18 protein-coding genes are annotated in these 20,986 nt (G+C 20.8%); 11 read left to right on the forward strand and 7 right to left on the reverse strand.

What is annotated here, in order from left to right:
• The first annotated feature begins 51 nt into the window (after positions 1-51).
• From RJX39_RS00775 to lpdA, 4 genes are all read left to right on the forward strand, one after another.
• Positions 52-1,092, forward strand: a complete 1,041-nt coding sequence (locus RJX39_RS00775) for a GMP reductase (protein ID WP_343192747.1) — start codon at positions 52-54, stop codon at positions 1,090-1,092.
• 92 nt (positions 1,093-1,184) lie between these two features.
• Complete coding sequence (gene aceE, locus RJX39_RS00780) at positions 1,185-3,851, forward strand: pyruvate dehydrogenase (acetyl-transferring), homodimeric type (RefSeq protein ID WP_343192748.1); 2,667 nt, start codon at positions 1,185-1,187, stop codon at positions 3,849-3,851.
• 12 nt (positions 3,852-3,863) lie between these two features.
• The gene (locus RJX39_RS00785; protein WP_343192749.1) at positions 3,864-5,057 is read left to right on the forward strand and encodes a 2-oxo acid dehydrogenase subunit E2; all 1,194 of its coding nucleotides are present in this window, start codon (positions 3,864-3,866) and stop codon (positions 5,055-5,057) included.
• Between the two features lie 66 nt (positions 5,058-5,123).
• Positions 5,124-6,527: a dihydrolipoyl dehydrogenase gene (gene lpdA / locus RJX39_RS00790; RefSeq protein WP_343192750.1), complete on the forward strand. Its 1,404-nt coding sequence runs from the start codon at positions 5,124-5,126 to the stop codon at positions 6,525-6,527.
• 37 nt (positions 6,528-6,564) lie between these two features.
• On the opposite strand, the gene RJX39_RS00795 is transcribed toward lpdA, so the two are convergent.
• From RJX39_RS00795 to ilvB, 5 genes are all read right to left on the reverse strand, one after another.
• Positions 6,565-7,278, reverse strand: a complete 714-nt coding sequence (locus RJX39_RS00795) for a 5'-methylthioadenosine/adenosylhomocysteine nucleosidase (RefSeq protein ID WP_343192751.1) — start codon at positions 7,276-7,278, stop codon at positions 6,565-6,567.
• 23 nt (positions 7,279-7,301) lie between these two features.
• On the reverse strand, positions 7,302-7,640 hold the full coding sequence (gene erpA / locus RJX39_RS00800; protein ID WP_343192752.1) for an iron-sulfur cluster insertion protein ErpA: 339 nt from the start codon (positions 7,638-7,640) through the stop codon (positions 7,302-7,304).
• Positions 7,641-7,694: 54 nt separating this feature from the next.
• On the reverse strand, positions 7,695-8,633 hold the full coding sequence (gene rsmH, locus RJX39_RS00805) for a 16S rRNA (cytosine(1402)-N(4))-methyltransferase RsmH (protein ID WP_343192753.1): 939 nt from the start codon (positions 8,631-8,633) through the stop codon (positions 7,695-7,697).
• Positions 8,634-8,711: 78 nt separating this feature from the next.
• Positions 8,712-9,188 carry an acetolactate synthase small subunit gene (gene ilvN, locus RJX39_RS00810; RefSeq protein ID WP_343192754.1) on the reverse strand — a complete coding sequence of 159 codons (477 nt, stop codon included), beginning with the start codon at positions 9,186-9,188 and terminating at the stop codon, positions 8,712-8,714.
• Complete coding sequence (gene ilvB, locus RJX39_RS00815; RefSeq protein ID WP_343192755.1) at positions 9,181-10,908, reverse strand: biosynthetic-type acetolactate synthase large subunit; 1,728 nt, start codon at positions 10,906-10,908, stop codon at positions 9,181-9,183. The genes ilvN and ilvB overlap by 8 nt, the downstream gene beginning before the upstream one ends.
• Before the next feature lie 479 nt (positions 10,909-11,387).
• Between ilvB and RJX39_RS00820 the strand changes: the two genes are divergently transcribed.
• On the forward strand, positions 11,388-12,827 hold the full coding sequence (locus RJX39_RS00820) for a Do family serine endopeptidase (RefSeq protein ID WP_343192756.1): 1,440 nt from the start codon (positions 11,388-11,390) through the stop codon (positions 12,825-12,827).
• Between the two features lie 68 nt (positions 12,828-12,895).
• Here the strand turns inward: RJX39_RS00820 and dapD are convergent, their stop codons facing one another.
• The gene (gene dapD / locus RJX39_RS00825; protein ID WP_343192757.1) at positions 12,896-13,720 is read right to left on the reverse strand and encodes a 2,3,4,5-tetrahydropyridine-2,6-dicarboxylate N-succinyltransferase; all 825 of its coding nucleotides are present in this window, start codon (positions 13,718-13,720) and stop codon (positions 12,896-12,898) included.
• A 76-nt stretch (positions 13,721-13,796) separates the two neighbouring features.
• A complete protein-coding gene (gene map, locus RJX39_RS00830) occupies positions 13,797-14,573 on the reverse strand; it encodes a type I methionyl aminopeptidase (RefSeq protein WP_343192758.1) in 777 nt (258 codons plus the stop codon).
• 225 nt (positions 14,574-14,798) lie between these two features.
• Here map and rpsB point away from each other — a divergent pair, with 225 nt between their 5' ends.
• The 6 genes from rpsB to fabZ all read left to right on the forward strand — a co-directional run bounded on the left by rpsB (position 14,799) and on the right by fabZ (position 20,968).
• A complete protein-coding gene (rpsB, locus tag RJX39_RS00835; protein WP_343192759.1) occupies positions 14,799-15,488 on the forward strand; it encodes a 30S ribosomal protein S2 in 690 nt (229 codons plus the stop codon).
• Between the two features lie 18 nt (positions 15,489-15,506).
• Positions 15,507-16,370 carry a translation elongation factor Ts gene (tsf, locus tag RJX39_RS00840; protein ID WP_343192760.1) on the forward strand — a complete coding sequence of 288 codons (864 nt, stop codon included), beginning with the start codon at positions 15,507-15,509 and terminating at the stop codon, positions 16,368-16,370.
• A 75-nt stretch (positions 16,371-16,445) separates the two neighbouring features.
• The gene (gene pyrH, locus RJX39_RS00845; RefSeq protein WP_343192761.1) at positions 16,446-17,174 is read left to right on the forward strand and encodes a UMP kinase; all 729 of its coding nucleotides are present in this window, start codon (positions 16,446-16,448) and stop codon (positions 17,172-17,174) included.
• A 58-nt stretch (positions 17,175-17,232) separates the two neighbouring features.
• A complete protein-coding gene (gene frr / locus RJX39_RS00850; RefSeq protein ID WP_343192762.1) occupies positions 17,233-17,790 on the forward strand; it encodes a ribosome recycling factor in 558 nt (185 codons plus the stop codon).
• A 179-nt stretch (positions 17,791-17,969) separates the two neighbouring features.
• The gene (gene bamA, locus RJX39_RS00855; protein WP_343192763.1) at positions 17,970-20,345 is read left to right on the forward strand and encodes an outer membrane protein assembly factor BamA; all 2,376 of its coding nucleotides are present in this window, start codon (positions 17,970-17,972) and stop codon (positions 20,343-20,345) included.
• A gap of 158 nt (positions 20,346-20,503) precedes the next feature.
• Entirely contained in the window at positions 20,504-20,968 is a 465-nt protein-coding gene (gene fabZ, locus RJX39_RS00860) for a 3-hydroxyacyl-ACP dehydratase FabZ (protein WP_343192764.1), read from the forward strand.
• Positions 20,969-20,986 lie beyond the last annotated feature (18 nt).

Raw genomic sequence — 20,986 nt, forward strand, 5'->3', positions numbered from 1 at the left:
TTATTTTATAAATACTATAATAGTTAGTATGACTTTTTTAGGTGTTAATTTATGCGAATTGAATCAGATTTAAAACTAGGTTTTAAAGATGTTCTTATAAGGCCTAAAAGATCAACTTTAAATAGCAGATCTCAAGTAAAATTATATCGTGATTTTAAGTTTAAACATTCAGGATTATCTTGGTCAGGTATTCCAATTATTGCTGCTAATATGGATACTATAGGAACTTTCGAAATGGCTAAATCATTATCATCCTTTAAAATATTAACAGCAATACATAAATATTATTCAATTTATGATTGGGAAAATTTTATTAAAAAAAATTCCAAAAAAGTATTAAAATATATAATGGTTTCTACTGGCATTTCTAATTCCAGTTTAAAAAAAATAAAACAAATTTTATCTTTATCAAACAAATTATTATATATATGTATTGATGTAGCTAATGGGTATTCTGAAAGATTTGTTAACTTTGTAAGTAAAGTAAGAAATATGTTTCCTAATAAAATAATTTGTGCAGGTAATGTTGTTACAGGAGAAATGGTAGAAGAACTAATCATTTCTGGAGCTGATTTGGTAAAAGTTGGTATTGGTCCAGGATCTGTTTGTACAACAAGAATTAAAACAGGAATAGGATATCCTCAATTATCAGCTGTTATAGAATGTTCTGATGCAGCACATGGTTTATCTGGACAAATTATAAGCGATGGTGGTTGTACAGTATCTGGTGATATTTCTAAAGCTTTTGGTGGAGGAGCTGATTTTGTTATGTTAGGAGGTATGTTAGCTGGTCACAAAGAATCTGAATGTGAAATAATAAAAGAAAATGGTAAAAAATTCATTTTGTTTTATGGAATGAGTTCCAAATTAGCCATGAAAAGATATATAGGTGATATTTATCGTTATAGAACATCTGAAGGTAAAAAAGTAAAAATAATATTTAAAGGATTAGTATACAATACAATACAAGATATTTTAGGTGGTTTAAGATCAGCTTGTACTTATGTTGGTGCTTGTAAAATTAAAGAATTAACTAAAAGAACAACTTTTATTAGAGTTTTAGAACAAGAAAACAGAATTTTTAATAATTGAATTATTTTTATTTTATAAATTATAATTTTTTTTTACAACAACTAATATTATTTATTTTTAATAAATTACTATATGAGAGAATAAGTATATTTATGTCTAATGATTTATATAATAATGATATTGATCCAATAGAAACTCAAGAATGGTTAGATTCCTTAAAATCAATAATTAAATTAGAAGGAATTGAAAGAGCAAAATTTATTGTTGATAAAATTTTAAAATTTGCTAATAAAAAAAAAATAATACCTATGAATTATTCTTTAATAAGTAATTATATTAACACCATATCTGTTAAAGATGAAGTTAAATATCCAGGTAACTTATTATTAGAAAACAAAATATGTTCTGCAATTCGTTGGAATGCAATAATGATTGTATTAAGAGCATCTAAAAAAAATTTAGATTTAGGTGGTCATTTATCTTCTTTTCAATCTTCAGCTACAATATATGAAATATGTTTTAATCATTTTTTTAAAGCTAGAACATGTAAAAATGGAGGAGATTTAGTATATTTTCAAGGTCACATATCTCCAGGTATTTATGCACGTGCTTTTTTAGAAGGAAGATTAACTAAAAAACAATTGAATAATTTCCGTCAAGAAGTAGATGGTGATGGACTTTCTTCTTATCCTCACCCTAAATTAATGCCTGATTTTTGGCAATTTCCTACAGTATCTATGGGATTAGGTCCAATATGTGCTATTTATCAAGCTAAATTTTTGAAATATTTAGAAAATAGATCTTTAAAAAAAACCAAAGAACAAACAGTGTATGCATTTTTAGGAGATGGTGAAATGGATGAACCTGAATCTAAAGGAGCAATATCTATAGCATCTCGTGAAAAATTAGATAATTTAATATTTATTATAAATTGTAATTTGCAAAGATTAGATGGACCTGTTATAGGAAATGGTAAAATAATTAATGAATTAGAAAGTATATTTTGTGGTTCAGGTTGGGAAGTTATAAAAGTAATATGGGGTGGAAAATGGGACAAATTAATTAAAAAAGATAAAACAGGTAAATTAATAAGTTTAATGAATGAAACTTTAGATGGAGATTACCAAAATTTTAAATCAAAAAATGGATCTTATGTGAGAAAACATTTTTTTGGAAAATATAAGGAAACATTAAATTTAGTTGAAAATATGACAGATGAAGAAATTTGGGAATTAAATCGAGGTGGTCACGATTCTATCAAAATTTATAATGCAATAAATAAAGCTAAAAAAATAAAAAAAAAACCAGTGGTTATTTTAGCACATACTATTAAAGGATATGGTTTAGGAAAAATAGCTGAAGGCAAAAACATTGCTCATCAACTAAAAAAAATAAACATAGAAAATATATATTATATAAGAGATAAATTAAATATACCAATTAATAATAAAAAAATAAAAAAATTGCCATTCATATCTTTTAAAAAAGGTTCAGAAGAATTTCAATATTTACATAATAAAAGAAAAAAATTAGGTGGATATTTGCCAACTAGATTATGTAATTTTACTAAAAAAATGATATTGCCAAATATAAATGATTTTTCTTCTTTATTAGCCAAACAAAAAAAAAAAATATCAACTACAATAGCTTTTATTAGAATATTAAATATATTTTTGAAAAATAAACATATTAAAAATAGAATAGTACCTATTATTGCAGATGAAGCAAGAACATTTGGTATGGAAGGTTTATTTAGACAAATAGGTATTTATAGTTCAGAAGGACAAAAATATACTCCTCAAGATTATGATATGTTAGCATATTATAAAGAAGATAAAAAAGGACAAATTTTACAAGAAGGTATAAACGAATTAGGAGCTGCAGCTTCATGGTTGTCTGCAGCAACTTCATATAGCACAAATAATTTTCCTATGATACCTTTTTATATTTATTATTCTATGTTTGGATTTCAAAGAACTGGTGATTTATTTTGGGCTGCTGCAGATCAACAAGCTAGAGGTTTTCTTATAGGAGGAACTTCTGGTAGAACTACATTAAATGGTGAAGGATTACAACACGAAGATGGACATAGTCATATATATTCATTAACTATACCTAATTGTATTTCATATGATCCAGCATATGCTTATGAGGTTGCAGTTATTATAAATAATGGATTAAATAGAATGTATGGAGAAAATCAAGAAAATATATATTATTACATAACTGTTACTAATGAAAATTATCATATGCCTTCTATTCCCAAAAATGTAGAAAATGGAATATGTAAAGGTATATATAAATTAAAAACTACTAAAGGAAATATTGCTAAAGTACAATTATTAGGTTCAGGTGCTATTTTAAAACAAGTATGTAAAGCATCTAAAATATTATCTAAAGATTACAATATAAAATCAGATGTTTATAGTGTTACTTCTTTCACAGAATTAGCTAGAGATGGAGAAAATTGTTTAAGATGGAATATGTTAAATCCTCATAAAAATCCAAAAATACCGTATCTTAAAAAAGTTATGAATAATTATCCAGCTATCGCTTCTACTGATTATATGAAATTGTTTGCTGAACAAATAAGAAATTACATACCTACAAAATATTATTATGTTTTAGGAACTGATGGTTTTGGTAAATCAGATAGTAAGAAAAAACTACGTCATTATTTTGAAATTAATTCCTTTTATATAGTAGTTTCAGCATTATATCAATTATTTAAAATTGGTAAAATAGACAAAAAAACAGTTTATGAATCAATTACTAGATTTAATATTGATAGAAACAAAATAAATCCACTTTTCTCATAAGAGATAAAATGAATGGAAAAAAAAATTTATATACCTGATATTGGTTTAGAAAAAGCAGAGATAATTGAAATATTTGTAAAAAAAAATGATTTAGTAAAAAAAAATGATTCTTTGATGATAGTAGAAGGAAGTAAAACTTCTATGGAAATACCTTCTCCATATTCAGGAACCATTAAAAATATATTTAAAAAAATAGGTGACAAAATAAAAACAAATTCATTAATAATGGTTTGCAAATTAAGCAACGATAAAAAATTTGACATAAATGAAAAAAAAATAAAAAAAATAGATAATTATTATTTAAATAAAAAACAATTTATAATAAATGCTTCTCCTATGATAAGAAAATTAGCGAGAATAAAAAATATAAATTTAAATGATGTTAATGGAACTGGTTTAAAAGGTAGAATATTGAAAGAAGATTTAAATATTTATATAAAAAAAAATATTAATAATATAAATATTGATAAAAAAATTAAAGAAATAATTTGTTTTAAAAAAAGTAAAAAATTTAAAAAAGAAAATACAAAAGAAATTCTATTTTCTAGTATACAAAAAATTTCTAGTCAAAGATTACATAAAAATTATCTAATGGTTCCACATGTTACACAATTTGATGAAGTAGACATAACTGATTTAGAAAAATTTAGGAAAAAATATAACAAAAGTATTTCATCAAAAAAGTTGACTTTACTTCCTTTCATAATAAAAGCTGTATCAAAATCTTTAGAAAAATATGAAAAATTTAATTCTAGTTGGTTAAATAATAATAAAATAATAATAAAAAAATATATTAATATAGGAATTGCAGTGGCAACAAAAAATGGATTAGTAGTTCCAGTTATAAAAGATGCAAATAAAAAAAATATTAAAAATATTTTTGATGAAATTATTAAAATAGTTAAATTATCTAAAAAAAGTAAATTAAAAATTAATCAATTACAAGGAGGAACTTTTACCATATCTAATTTAGGAGGTATTGGAGGAAAGTTTTTTACTCCTATTATAAACTGTCCAGAAGTTGCAATTTTAGGAGTATCTAAAAGTTTCATAAAACCAGTTTGGAAAAAAGATAATTGGATTCCTAGAGTGATATTACCGTTATCATTATCTTTTGATCATAGAATAATTGATGGAATTGATGCATCTATTTTTATTACATATATAAACAAAATTTTATCTGACATTCGTTATATAATAATGTAAATTAAATGTGAAAACAATTATTATAAATAATTTTTATAAAAAATAAATATTTAAAAGGCAAATTTTATGTCTAAAAAAGAAATAAATACTCATGTAGTTGTAATTGGATCCGGGCCTGCAGGATATTCAGCAGCATTTAGATGTTCTGATTTGGGTTTAAAAACTTTGTTAATTGAAAAAAATAATTTTTTAGGAGGAGTTTGTTTAAACGTAGGGTGTATACCATCAAAATCATTATTATATATCGCAAAAATAATAAAAGAAACAAAAAATATATCTAATTATGGTGTTAAATTTGAAAAATGTAAAATAGATATAAATAAAATAAATAATTGGAAAAAAAATGTTATATTAAAACTTAATAATGGATTAAAAAATTTATCAAATAAAAAAAAAATAAAAATTATTTATGGTAATGCAAAATTTATTAATAACAAAAAAATAAAAGTCAAACAAAACAATAAATATATATATATAAATTTTAATTATGCGATTATATCTACAGGATCCAAACCTGCTAAATTACCTCTAATTACATATAAAAATAAACGTATATGGAATTCCACTGAAGCTTTGAAAATTCCTTATATTCCTAAACGTTTATTAATTATCGGTGGTGGAATAATAGGTTTAGAAATAGCAACTATATATAGTTCTTTAGGTTCAAAAAAAATAAATATAATTGAAAATTCTGAACAAATATTACCTTTTTTAGATAAAGATGTTATAAATATGTACCAAAAAGAATCTAACAAATATTTTTCTATAATGTTAAATTCTTTTATATCTAAAATTATGTTAAATAAAAAAAATATATCTGTAATCATAAGAAAAAAAAATAATTCATTAAAAATTGAAAAAGAATATGATGCTATTCTTGTTTCAATTGGTAGAGTACCTTCAATAAATATTATAAAAAATAGTAATTTAAATATTAAAATTAAAAATAACTTTGTTAAAGTAAATAATCAAATGTGCACTAATATATCTAATATTTATGCTGTAGGTGATATTACAGGTAATCCCATGTTAGCACATAAAGCAATTCATCAAGGTAGATTAGCAGCAGAAGTTATTTCAGGAAAAAAACATTTTTTTACTCCTAAAGTTATACCTTCTGTGGCATATACTGATCCTGAAATAGCTTGGGTTGGTATAACTGAAAAAGAAGCTATAAAAAATAAAATATCATATAAAACATCAACTATTAATTGGAATATGTGTGGAAAAGCTATATCTTCTAATAACACCAATGGTTTAACAAAACTTATTTTTGATACAAATAATAGAATAATAGGTGGATTAATTGTAGGTCATAATGCTGGAGAAATAATTTCAGAAATATCCATTGCAATTGAAATGTGCTGTGATGCTGAAGATATTTCTTTAACAATACATCCTCATCCAACTTTAAATGAAACAATTCGTATGGCCGCAGATTTATATCAAAAAACATCAACTGATATTTAATATTTAAATAATTAGTTATTTATAAAAATATTTTTTTCTAAAAATTACTTAGATTATTTTTAATAATATTAAAATTTTCTAAAACACAAAATAATATTTTTGAAGAATTATAAACAGATAAAGATAAAAAATTTTTAAAATCATAATGAGATTTTTCGTTAGAAAAATCAGATATAGATTTTATTACTATGATCGGTATTTTAAATTTATAACAAACGTGAGATATGGCACATGATTCCATATCTACAGCTATTGCTTTAGGAAATTTTTTTAAAATATTAATACTTCTTTTTTTGTTTATAAATTGGTCCCCAGTTAACAATAATCCTGTTATAATTTTTTTTTCTGAAATAATTTTGTTTTTAAATTTATTAAATATAATTTTATTTATTTTCATAAAAGCAGGTATTTTAGGTATTTGTCCTAATTTATATTTAAAAGCAGTAACATCAACGTCATGATACCCAATTTTATTGGGTATTAATATAGTTCCTATTTTATATTTATTACTCAAACTTCCAGCAGAACCTATATTAATCATAATTTTTATATCAAAATTATTTATTAATATCATACTACTTATTGTTGCTGAAACTTTTCCTATCCCAGAAATGATAATATAAATAACAAAATTATATACTTTACCAAAATAAATTTTAAAACCACAAATTTTTATTTTTTTTTTGTTTTTTATTTTTTTATATATTAAAAAAGCTTCTTTTTTAATTGCAACAATTACACCTATCTTCATATTTTTTTTATTATTTTTATTTTTTAAATGTTAAACGATATTCCACAACTACATGTATTTTTTGCATTAGGATTAATTACTATAAATTTAGAACTTTGCAAAGTTTTTTTATAATCTAATGTGCTTCCTATTAAATATTGAAAACTAATATAATCTACAACTAAAACAATTTTTTTTTTTATATAAATATCATTTTTTTTTAATGCATTGTCTGTGCAAAACAAATATTTGAATCCATTACATCCTCCTCCTGTTATGTATATTCTAAAATATTTTTTTTTGTCATCATTAAGTATTATTTTTTTAATTCTTTTTATTGCATTTTTCGTAATATTTAATTTTTGTTTTTCAACATTATTCATTTTATTTTTCCATACAAAGAATTAATTTTAAAATAACTAAATTTTTTATTTATATTATTTTTTTTCTATAGTGCGCATAATTGCACTACGAGAAGATCTGTTTTTTTGTTTTTCATGAACACTAGGAAATATTTTACTAATTATTTTTATTTTTTTTTTTCTTATACTATTTATTTGAATTTCTGTAAGAGGTAGTTTATTAGGTATTGAAATTTTACCGCTAAATTTGTTTATAAATTTTTTTACTATTTTATCTTCTAATGAGTGAAAACTAATAATTGTCAATCTTCCTTTTTTTTTTAATATTTTTAAAGAGTGATTTAGTATTGATTTCAATTCTTTTAATTCTTGGTTAATAAATATACGAATTGCTTGAAAAGTTTTAGTAGCCGGATGTTTATTTCTTTTTCTTAAAAAAATGTTATTTTTGATAATTTTTGATAATTCTAAAGTATTTTTTATATCTTTTTTTTTTTTATAATTAAATATTAATTTAGCTATTTTTTTAGAAAATCTTTCTTCACCATATTTTCTTAATACTAATTCAATAGATTTTTGATTAGATTTTGACAACCATTGACGAGCGTTGATGTTATTTTTATTAGAATTGTCTATTCTCATATCTAAAGGTCCTTTTTTAATAAAAGAAAAACCTCTTTTAGGATCATTTAGTTGTATAGATGATATTCCTAAATCTATTATTATTCCATTAATTAATCCTAACATTTTTTTTTTTTTGATATATTTTATTAATTTTGAAAAACTCAAATGTATTATTTTAAATCTATTATCTTTTATTTTTTTTTCTCCATATTTTACTGCTTTTAAATCTTTATCTATTGCGTATAATTTTCCTTTACTATTTAATTTTTCTAATATTTTTTCAGAATGACCTCCTCCTCCAAAAGTACAATCTATATATATACCATTAGGTATAATATTAAGAGATTTAATGCTTTCTTTTAACAAAACACTTTTATGTTTTTTTATCATATTATTTTTATGTATATTTAACAAATATTTTTTATTGTTTGTATTATATTTTTTTTAATACATATATATATAAATATATTAATTCTTATGTATTACTACAATTCCCGATCTAGATGTTTCAATAATATTAGAATCTTCTTTTATTATTTTTATGAAAGAATTTATCCTTTTATTGTTGTCTGTTAATTGAATTATATATTTGTTTAATTTGATATTTATTATTTTTCCTTTAAATTTTTTTATATTTTTTTCTATTTCTTTTTTTTTATGTTTTTTTAATTTTATTTTTAACAAAATTATTTCTTTAGTAATATAATCTAAAAAATTCAACTCTCTAACTTGTAAAACATCTATCAATTTATGTAATTGTTTTTTAATTTGTTCTAAAGTATTATTATCTCCAATAGTTTGTATAGTCATGGAAGATAAAGTTGGATCTTCTGTAGGAGAAACGGTTAAACTTTCAATATTGTATCCTCTTTGTGAAAATAAGCCAACTACTCTTGATAAAGCTCCTGATTCATTTTCCAGAATTATTGATAATGTTTTAAGCATTATAAACTCTCTTTTTTTTAGGATGTCTTAATAACATATCTTTCATTGATCCATTTCTAATTTGCATTGGATACACATGTTCTTTTTTATCAACGAAAATATTTACAAAAACTAATTTTCCTTTTTTTGATTTTTTTATAGCTAACTTTAACTTTTCTTTTAATTCATATGAATATTTTATATTAATACCTATATGACCATATGATTTTGCTAATGTTACAAAATCAGGTAAAGATTTCATATATGAATGAGAATGTCTGCCATCATAAATCATATCTTGCCATTGTTTAACCATACCTAATGAACTATTATTTAAATTTATTATTATTATCGAGAGTTTGTATTGCATAGCTGTAGATAATTCTTGAATATTCATTTGAATACTACCATCACCTGTTATACAAAAAACATTTTTTTTAGGAAAAGCTAATTTTACTCCTAATGCAGCCGGTAAACCAAAACCCATAGTACCTAAGCCTCCTGAATTTATCCATCTTCTAGGTTTATTAAAATGATAATATAATGCAGTAAACATTTGATGTTGGCCTACATCTGAAGTTATATAAGCATTACCTAAAGTTAATTTATATAATGTTTCTATAACTAATTGAGGTTTTATTTTTTTTTCATCTTTTCGATATAACAAACTTTTTTTTTTTCTACAATTATCAATAAATTTCCACCATTTAACAATGTTATTTTTTAACATATTTTTTTTGTTTATTAAATAAATAAATTTTTTTAAAATTTTTTTAGCATCACCAATAATAGGAATGTCTGCTTTTACTGTTTTGGATATAGATGTTGGATCAATATCTATATGTAATATTTTTGCATTAGGACAATATTTTTCTAAATTATTTGTTGTTCTATCATCAAATCTGACGCCAATAGCAAATATTAAGTCTGCATAATGCATAGCCATGTTAGCTTCATAGGTTCCATGCATTCCTAACATAGATAAATTTTGATAATGATTACCTGGAAAAGATCCTAAAGACATCAAAGATGTTACAACTGGTAATTTTAGTTTTTTAGCAAAAATATACAATTCCTTATGACATTCTGAGCTAATTACTCCTCCTCCTGAATATATTATCGGTTTTTTAGATTTCATTAATATTTTAAAAGCTTTTTTTATCTTTTTCAAATTAATTTTTTTTTCAGGATTATAAGATCTAATGTTAATTTTTTTAGGGCATATGTATATTTTTTTTTTATAAACATTCAATATATCTTTAGGTAAATCTATAACTACAGGTCCTTTTCTTCCTGTAGAAGATATAAAAAAAGCTTTTTTAAAAATTAATGGTATGTCTTCTGTATTTTTTACTAAAAAACTATGTTTAACTATTGGTCTTGAAATTCCTATCATATCACATTCTTGAAAAGCATCATAACCAATCAAAGATGATGATACTTGGCCTGATATTATTATCATTGGTATAGAATCCATATATGCTGTTGCTATGCCAGTAATAGAGTTAGTTGCTCCTGGACCAGATGTTACTAATACAACACCTGTTTTCCCTGTAGCTCTAGCATAACCATCTGCCATATGAGTAGCTCCTTGCTCATGTCTTACTAAAATATGTTTTATATTTTTATTTTTTTTTAAAGCATCATATATATCTAAAACTGCACCTCCTGGATATCCAAAAATATATTTTATATTTTGATCGATTAAAGATTGAACGACCATTTCTGCACCTGACATCATATTTTTTTCCTTTATTAAATATATTTTTAATAATTTTATTTTAAAAAAATAAATTTTAGTATTTAAAATATTTTAATTGTTATTTATCAAAATTATTTTAATATATATAAAATATTTTAATTAATTTTACATATAAATTAATTAATATTAATAGTATTAGTTAATATTTTTCTTAATTTTAAAATTAATAAATGATTATTACTCATCATCAATTAATTTTGCATTAGATTATTTATAAAAATTATTTTTTGAATAGTTCAGAAAAGATTTAAAAAAAAATTAAATTTATATATCATTTATATTTATAATATATTATTAGTAAAAAAAAAAACAATATTAATTTTATTTAAACAAATATTTAAAAAAAAACTTGATGTCTTTTTTATTTGTTAATCAATAATAGTTAATATTTAATAAAAATTATATAATTTAAGAAAAATATAATAACAATAATTATTATAACATGAGAATATATAATAATGAAAAAAATAATTCATTTCTTAGTTTCTAATTTTTTAATATTTTTCATTTTCATTTTTTGTAAAACAGCTACAAGTGTTCAAAAAAACTTACATAAAACACCACCAATTAATAGAGAAATTAGTTTATCTTCTGTTGTAGATAGAGTAAATTCCTCCATAGTTAGTATTACAATAGAAGGAAATTCTTCTATATTTTCTAGAAAATTAAATAAAAAGTTAAAACCTCTTTTTGGAAAAGATTCACTTTTTTGCCATAAAGGATCTTTATTATATGGATCACCTTTATGTGAAAAAGATCAAGAAGACGATACATTAGAAAAAAACAATTTTAAAGCTTTAGGTTCTGGAGTAATATTTGATGCACATCATGGATATATTGTGACTAATAATCATGTTATAGATAATGCTAGGAAAATTCAAGTAAAATTGAATGATGGTAGTACTTATTTAGCAAAACTAATTGGAGCTGATTTAAAATCAGATATTGCAGTTATTAAACTAAAAAAATTTAACAAATTAACTGCAATTAAAATAGGAAATTCTGACAAATTAAAAGTTGGAGATTATGTTTTATCTATAGGAAATCCATACGGGTTAAATGATACAGTAACATTTGGCATAATATCAGCATTAAATAGAAGTGGGTTGAATATAGAAAATTACGAAAATTTTATTCAAACAGATGCTGCTATCAATAAAGGTAATTCTGGAGGTGCTTTAGTAAACATTAATGGTGAATTAATAGGCATAAATACAGCAATATTATCTCCAACAGGAGGTAATATAGGAATAGGATTTTCTATACCAAGTAATATTGTAAAGAGTTTAATTAAACAAATATTAAGATATGGTCATGTTAAAAGAGGACAAATAGGGATAATTGGTTCTGAGCTAAATTCAAAAATTGCTAACTCTTTATCAATTGATGTAAACCAAGGTGTATTTATAAATAAAGTATTATTTAAATCTTCAGCTTTTTTTTCGGGAATACATGAAGGTGATATTATCATAGCATTTAACAAAAAACCAATATACAATTTTTTGTCATTTAGAGCAGAACTAGGATCTTTACAAGTAGGATCAAAAATACAATTAACTTTATTAAGAGATAAAAGAATATATTCAATAAAAACTAAAATAAAATATAATATTAAAGATTTAACAAAAATTAATATGAACTATCCTAGGATAGAAGGAGCTAAATTAAATAATTATGTAATTAATAAAAAAAACAAAGGAGTTATAATAGAATTAGTAATACCAAATACTCATTCTTATAAAATAGGATTTGTAAAAAAAGACATTATAATTAGTATTAACAATTTAAAAGTAAATAATTTACAAGATTTAAAAAAAATATTAAAAAATCAAAAAAAAAAAGTATTAGCATTTAAAATTAGAAGACATGGAAAATTTATGTATTTATTTCTTCAATAATTTTTTTAGTGTCCTTTTATTAAAGGACACTAATATTTTAATATTTAATAATTTTAATTTAAAATTTATTATTTTATATTTCTCAAAATTTTATTTATTTTAACTTTTTCTAAAGTTTTTTTATCAACTTTTTTAACTATAATAGCTGCATACAAATTATATTTTCCATTATTAGAAGGCAAAGTACCAGGTACAACAACAGAGTTTTCTGGAATAATACCATAATTTATTTCTTCAGTTTTGCGATTATATATTTTAGTACTTTGTCCAATATAAACTCCCATTGAGATAACTGAACCTTTTTTTACTATTACACCTTCTACTATTTCAGATCTAGCTCCAATAAAACAATTGTCTTCAATTATAGTTGGATTATTTTGCAATGGTTCTAAAACTCCTCCTATACCAACCCCTCCAGAAATATGGACATTTTTTCCTATTTGAGCACATGATCCTATCGTAGCCCAAGTATCGATCATACTATTTTTTGATATGTAAGCTCCAATATTTACATATGAAGGCATTAAAACACAATTTTCTTCTATGAAAGATCCATATCTTACTGTTGCGTGAGGAACTATTCTATAATTTTTTTTTGAAAAATCTTCTTCACAAAAATTAGAAAACTTAAGAGGTACTTTATCATAATAATTATTTGTATTAGTACTGAAAATTTTATTTTTTTTATAATTTAAATATAACAATATTGCTTTTTTAATCCATTGATGTGTTACCCATTTATTATTAATTTTTTCTGAAACTCTAATTTTTCCATCATTTAACATACTAATTACTTTTTCAATATCTTTTTTTTCATTTTTATCTATATTTTTTTTTTTGTGAAAACTTTGTTTATTAAATATATTTTTTATTTTGTTTTTTATATTTTTCATATATACTCTTTATTAATAAATATTTATTAAATCAATAAAATAATTTGAATTAATAATTTAAAATTTATCTAAATAATTAATTATTTTTTATATTTTCTTTTTCTCTTTTAGTTAAAATTTCACATCCATTTTTTGTTATTAATACAGTATGTTCATATTGTGCTGATAAACTTCTATCTTTAGTTTTTACAGTCCAACCATCTTTCATACATTTTACAGATTTGCTTCCTGCATTAATCATAGGTTCTATTGTAAAAACCATATTTTTTTTTATAATTAGATTATTTTTATTAGATTTATAATGAAGTATTTGAGGTTCTTCATGAAAATAACGTCCAATACCATGTCCACAATAATCTCTAACAACAGAAAATCCTTTTTTTTCAACATATTTTTGTATTGTTTCTCCTATTTTATATAGTTTTATTTCTGGTTTTATTACCTTTATTGCTAAATATAAGCTTTTTTTTGCTACATAACATAAACGTTTAGATAAAATACTTGGTTTACCTACAAAAAACATTTTAGAAGTATCACTGTAATATTTGTTTTTAACAACTGTAACATCAATATTTACAATATCTCCATTTTTAAGTTTTTTATTTTTATTTGGTATACCATGACAAACTATATCATTGACTGATATACAAACTGACTTTGGAAAACCTTGATATCCTAAACATCCAGGTATAGCTTTTTTTTTTATTATAAAGTCATGACATATATCGTTTAATTCTAAGGTAGTTATATTTGGTATTACATATGACTTTATCATTTCTAATACTTCTGATGCTATTTTGCTAGCAATTTTTATTTTTTTTATTTCGGATTTATTTTTTAATAAAACATTCATAATTTTTAAAATTTTTTAGTTATAAATATATTGTATTGTTTAAAATATACTTAAAAAAATTATTTATAAAGTTATAAATAATTTTTATTAAAAAGTTTAATTATTATATAAATAAGTTTATATTAATAATTTATTTTATTTTTTTTTATATTTAAAATACAATAAAATATAATTTAATTTCAATATTGTATTAAATATATAAATATTTTTATAAAGGATCAATTTATGAAATTAGTTTCTATGAGAGATATGTTAAAAGCAGGAGTCCATTTTGGACACCAAACTCGTTATTGGAATCCTAAAATGAAATCTTTTATTTTTGGTTCTCGTAATAAAATACATATTATTAATCTAGAAAAAACTTTACCGATGTTTAATAAAGCTTTATTAGAATTAAATAAAATTGCTATAAAAAAAGGAAAAATTTTATTTGTAGGTACTAAAAAAACTGCAAACAAACAAATAAAAGAGACAGCATTAACTTGTAAACAATTTTATGTAAACCAAAGATGGTTAGGTGGTATGCTTACTAATTGGAAAACAGTTCGTCAATCTATAAAAAGATTGAAAGATTTGGAAATACAATCTAAAGATGGTACTTTTAATAAACTAACAAAAAAAGAAGCATCAATAAGACACAAAGAATTATTAAAATTAGAAAATAGTTTAGGTGGTATAAAAGATATGGGTACATTACCAAATGCTATTTTTGTTATAGATGCTTTACATGAACAAATTGCTATTAAAGAAGCTAATAGCTTAGGTATATCTGTGTTTGCTGTAGTGGATACCAATTCTAGTCCTTATGGTGTAGATTATATAATACCAGGTAATGATGACGCTATAAGATCTATAAATTTGTATCTAAAGTTTATTACTTATGCTATTACCAAAAAAAAAACATTTAAAATATAATAGTTATAGCAATATTTCTTGTTCGCTGTCAAAAGACAGCGTGATTTTTTATTTAAAAATATTACATTATCTGAGGAAAAAATGAAAAAAAATATATTGGAATTAATAAAAAAATTAAGATATATAACTGGTGTAGGTTTTTTAGAATGCAAAAAATCATTAATAAAATCTAAATATGATATAAATTTAGCTGTTGATAATTTAAGGCTATCAGGTACTATTAAAGCAATTCAAAAATCTAATAGAGAAGTTGGTTCAGGTATTATTTGTAGTATTATTGAAAAAAAATGTAAAGGATTATTAATTGAATTAAATTGTGAAACTGATTTTGTTTCTCACAATAGTAATTTTATAAAGTTTGGTAACAAAATAACAAAAGAAATTTTATTTAAAAAATTAAATAATTTAGAATCAATAAAAAAACATTTTGAAATAGAAATAAATGAATTAATATCAAAATTTGGTGAAAACATAAAAATTAGACGTTTTTCTATTATAGAAGGTGAAAACATAATATCTTATGTGCATAATAATCGTATAGGTGTATTAATAGATATTGATAAAAATGAACAAGAATTAGGAAAACAATTATCTATGCATATAGCTGCAAACAGACCAAAATATATAAACGTAGAAGATGTACCTTTAAACTTAATAGAAAAAGAAAGAAAAATTCAGTGTAATATAGTTAGCAAGTTGTGTAAAAATAAAAAAATTACAGAAAAAATAGTTAATAATAAAATAAACAAATTTATTGAAGAATTAGTGATCAAAAAACAATATTTTATAATGGATTTAAATAAGTTAATATCGCAATTATTGTTAGAAAATAATGTCAACATAAATAAATTTGTAAGATTTGAATTATGCGAATCGATATAAATTTAATTAATAAATTATATAATAATTATTTTATGTTTATTATTTAAAATGATTATTTAATATTTTAGGAAAAACATGAATATTAAATATAAATTACCTAAATATAATAGAATTTTACTTAAAATAAGTGGAGAATCTATTAAAGGAACAAAAAAATATGGTATATCATCTAAATTTTTGTTTAAAATATCTAAAGATATAAAAAAAATAATAAAACTAGGTGTTCAAATAGGTATTGTAATTGGAGGAGGTAATTTATTTAGAGGATCACTATTATCTAAAAAAGGAATAAATCACATTATATCAGATCAAATTGGAATGTTATCTACTATAATAAATAGTTTAGCTATGTTTGATATTTTGAATAAACAAAAAATTAAAACTTGTTTAATGTCTTCTTTACCAATTCATAATATTTGTAGATCTTATGACAGACAAAAGGCATTAAAATTATTAAAAAAAAAATATGTTGTAATATTTTCAGGAGGTACAGGTAACCCTTTATTTACAACAGATTCAGCTGCTTGTTTAAAAGGAATAGAAATAAATGCTGATATAATATTAAAAGCTACTAAAGTCGAAGGAGTATATTCTTCAGATCCGTTAAAATGTTCTAAAGCAATTATTTATAAAAAATTATTATATAAAGAAATATTAAGTAAAAAATTAGAAATTATGGATTTATCTGCTTTTATTTTAGCAAAAAATCATAACATACCTATAAGAATTTTTAATATAAATAAAAAATCTATTTTGTACAATATTTTATTAGGAAAACAAGAAGGTACATTAATTACTAATTAATAATTGTTAAATTTGTTAATATAAATAAAAATTTAAAAAACTTAAAATAGGTGTCAAATTGATTAATAATATTTTAAAAAAAACTGAAGAAAAAATGAAAAAAAAAATATTTTTTTTCAAGACAAATATAAATAAATTAAGAACAAACTATGCATCTCCCGAATTATTGTCAAATATTTTTATCGATTATTATGGAAAAAAAACTACATTAAAAGAAGTATCTAATATAGTAGCAGAAAATTCTTTTACATTAAAAATAAATGTATTTGATGTTAATATCATAAAACAAATAGAAAAATCTATTTTAAATTCAGAATTAAATTTAAATCCTATATCCAAAGGAAACACTATAAAATTAATTATTCCAGCATTAACTGAAGAAAGAAGAAAAAATTTAATAAAATTAGTAAAAAAAGAGTCTGAATCTACTAAAATACTAATTAGAAATATTAGACGTAATTCTAAAAAATATATTAATTCTTGTGCAAAATCTAAATTAATTAATACAGATGAAAACAAATTTTATGAGAATAAAATACAAAAATTAACTAATGTTTATGTAAAAGAAATTGATAAAATATTAAAATTAAAAGTTGCTCAATTATCTAAAATATAAAAAATATTGAATAAATAATATTTAAAAATATTTTTTAATTCTTATGCAATTTTTTTTGTAAGAAATAAAAATTATTATTTTTTATTAATACAATAAAGTTATTTTTTAAATAAAAAAAATTTTATATATACAACACAACATTTATGTAAACTATATAACAACATAGAAAAAATTTTATTATGAAAATAAAAAAACTTTTGATATTTTTAATGTTATTTATTAATTTTAACATATGTTATGCATGTAATAATTTAAATAACATTAATATATTAGGAATTGAAAAAATACCTTTCAGTAAAATATTAAATGCTATATCTAAAAATATACAATCAAATAAAGATGTTTTTAAATCAGATAATATTATTCATAATTTATTTAATACAGGTTATTTTAATAATATACAAATAAAAAATTTTGATAATAAAACTTATATATATTTGAAAGAAAAAAACATTATTTCTAATGTACTATTTAAAGGAAATATTACTATAAGTAATGATGTTATTAAACAATGTTTATCTTCTCTTAATATTAAGAAAAATGAATATTTTGATAAATATTATTTTTTTTTATTTAATAAAAAAATAAAAAAAAAATATTTTATTAAAGGAAAATATGGAGCTCATTGTAATTTATCAATAACTCATTTACCAAATAATTATGTTCAACTAAATATAAATATAGTAGAAGGTGTGAATTCTATATTAAATAAAATAAAAATAGTAGGAAATAAAAAATATTCTAAAAATATGTTGTTAAACATGTTCAATAAAAAACATAATGTTTTTTTATGGAATTTACGAAATAAAAATTATTATTATCCATATGAACTTTCTAAATCATTAAAAAAATTACAAGAATTATATTTTAAAAACGGTTTTATTAATTTCAAAATTAATTACATATCTGTTATTTTTTCTAAAAATAGTATGAAATCTAATATTTATGTTAATATCCATGAAGGAAATCAATATAAAATAAAAAAAATAAATGTGTTTTCTAACACAAAAAATTTAAAAAAATTAATAAAAAAAATTTTTAGAAATTATAACAACAATCTATATAATATAAATTTTATAAAAGATATTGAAAATAAAATTAAAGAATTTTTAAGTAATTATGGATATTTAGAACCAGAAATAAATATATATCCTATTATAAATCATAATAAAAATACTGTAGAATTATCTTGCTATATTAATAAAGGTTATTCATTTATAGTAAATAATATTTATATCACAGGAAACATTAATACTGAAGATAATGTTATCAGAAGAGAGATAAAACAGTTAGAAAACAAAATAATTAATATCATGTTTGTTAAACAAAGTGAAGAAAATATCAAGAATAGTGGTTATTTTAGCTCGGTTAATACTCAAATAGTACATACTAAAAATACTTTAAATAAAGTAGATATCATCTATACAGTTAAAGAAAAAAATAATAACGAAATAAATGTTGGTTTAAAATATAAAAAAAAAACAGGTGTTAATTTTAATATAAGTTTAAATCAAAATAATTTTTTAGGTACAGGTAATATATTTAGTTTTGAAGGAAATAAAAATTTACAAAATAATAGTTTTTCAACATCTTTTATTTATTTTCCTAAATATTCAAAAAAATATAATTTTAGTAATATGTTTTATTTTAAAAATGTAAAGAGAGATGAATACGATGATTTAAATTATAAAAAAATAATTTATGGAATGAAAAACAACATATATATTAATAAAAAAGAAAATAAAAGTATTAATTTAGGATTAGATTATAATAATAATGTAATAAAAAAAATAGAAGATAATTCTTATATTGTTCATGATATAAATTCAAAAAAAACATTTAATGGAAACTCAAAACATTTTAATATTTTCGTAAAAGATTTATTTATGAATTATTTTTTTAGTATAAAACATCATAATAATTTTTATAATTATAATAATATATATATATCAGGAAAAATAACATTTCCTTTTTCTAATAATTTTTTTTATAAAACAGAAATAGAATCTAATAAAGAATTATTATTAAATAATAAAAAAAATATTTTATTAAGAATGAAAAATAAAATTGGTTATGGTAATACTTTAGATTATAAAGATTATCCTTTTTATGAAAACTTCAACCTATTATATGCTGATAAAATTAGAGGTTTTGATCCATATAGTATTGGTATTAAAAAATATTACAAACATAATAGATCTTTTTACAAAAAACATTTAGAATATTTTTCTGGAGGTAATGCTGAAATATTTAATAATGTTGAATTAGTTATACCTCATTATATTAATATAAATGATAAAAAAATTAGATTTCAAACTATATTTTTTGTAGATGCCGGTGGTTTATGGAATAGTAATTTTAAAGAATTAAATAAAATACATAAATTAAGTTGTATTTTAAACAAACATAGTTTTTTCCCAAAAAAAATAAATATTTCTAGTGGTGTAAATTTTAAATGGATATCTCCTATAGGACCATTAAGTTTAGCATTATCTATCCCTTTAAAATGCAATAATGGAGATGTTATAGAATTTTTACAATTTAATTTTGGCTAAAATATTTTTGCAAATAGTATTATATCTAATAAAAAAATAATTTTTAAGATATTTTACTATATTATAAATATATGTAAAATATCTTTTTTTTATATAAATATTACTAATTAATTTATATTAAGATAAATATAAATTATAATTATATAGGTCATATTTTTTTGAAAAATATTAAAAAAATTAAAATATCAAATTATTTACCACATAGATATCCAAACTTAATGATTGACAAAATATTAAAAATTAAAAATAATTTTTATATTAAAACAATAAAAAATATTAGTAATAACGATATTTTTTTGCAAGGTCATTTTTATTCAAACCCAATTTTTCCAGGAGTTATGATTATAGAAACGATGGCACAATCTTCATATTTATTATTTTCATTAAGTAATAAAATTAATTTAAAAAAAAAATTAAGTAGCTTTTTTTTTGTTGGTGTAAATTTTGCAAGATTTAAGTCTAAAGTTTTTCCAGGAGATCAATTAGTTATAAAAAGCATAATTATTAAAAAAAAAATATCGTTCTATTTTTTTAAATGTATAGCTATTGTTAGTAAAAAAGTAGTATGCGAATCTGAATTAATGTTTTATTTTTGCAAAAATAAAACTAAGAAATTGTTTTAATTTTTATTTTAATATTAT

Source organism: Buchnera aphidicola (Taiwanaphis decaspermi), from assembly GCF_039405155.1.
In the GTDB taxonomy this organism is placed as follows: domain Bacteria; phylum Pseudomonadota; class Gammaproteobacteria; order Enterobacterales; family Enterobacteriaceae; genus Buchnera_M; species Buchnera_M aphidicola_B.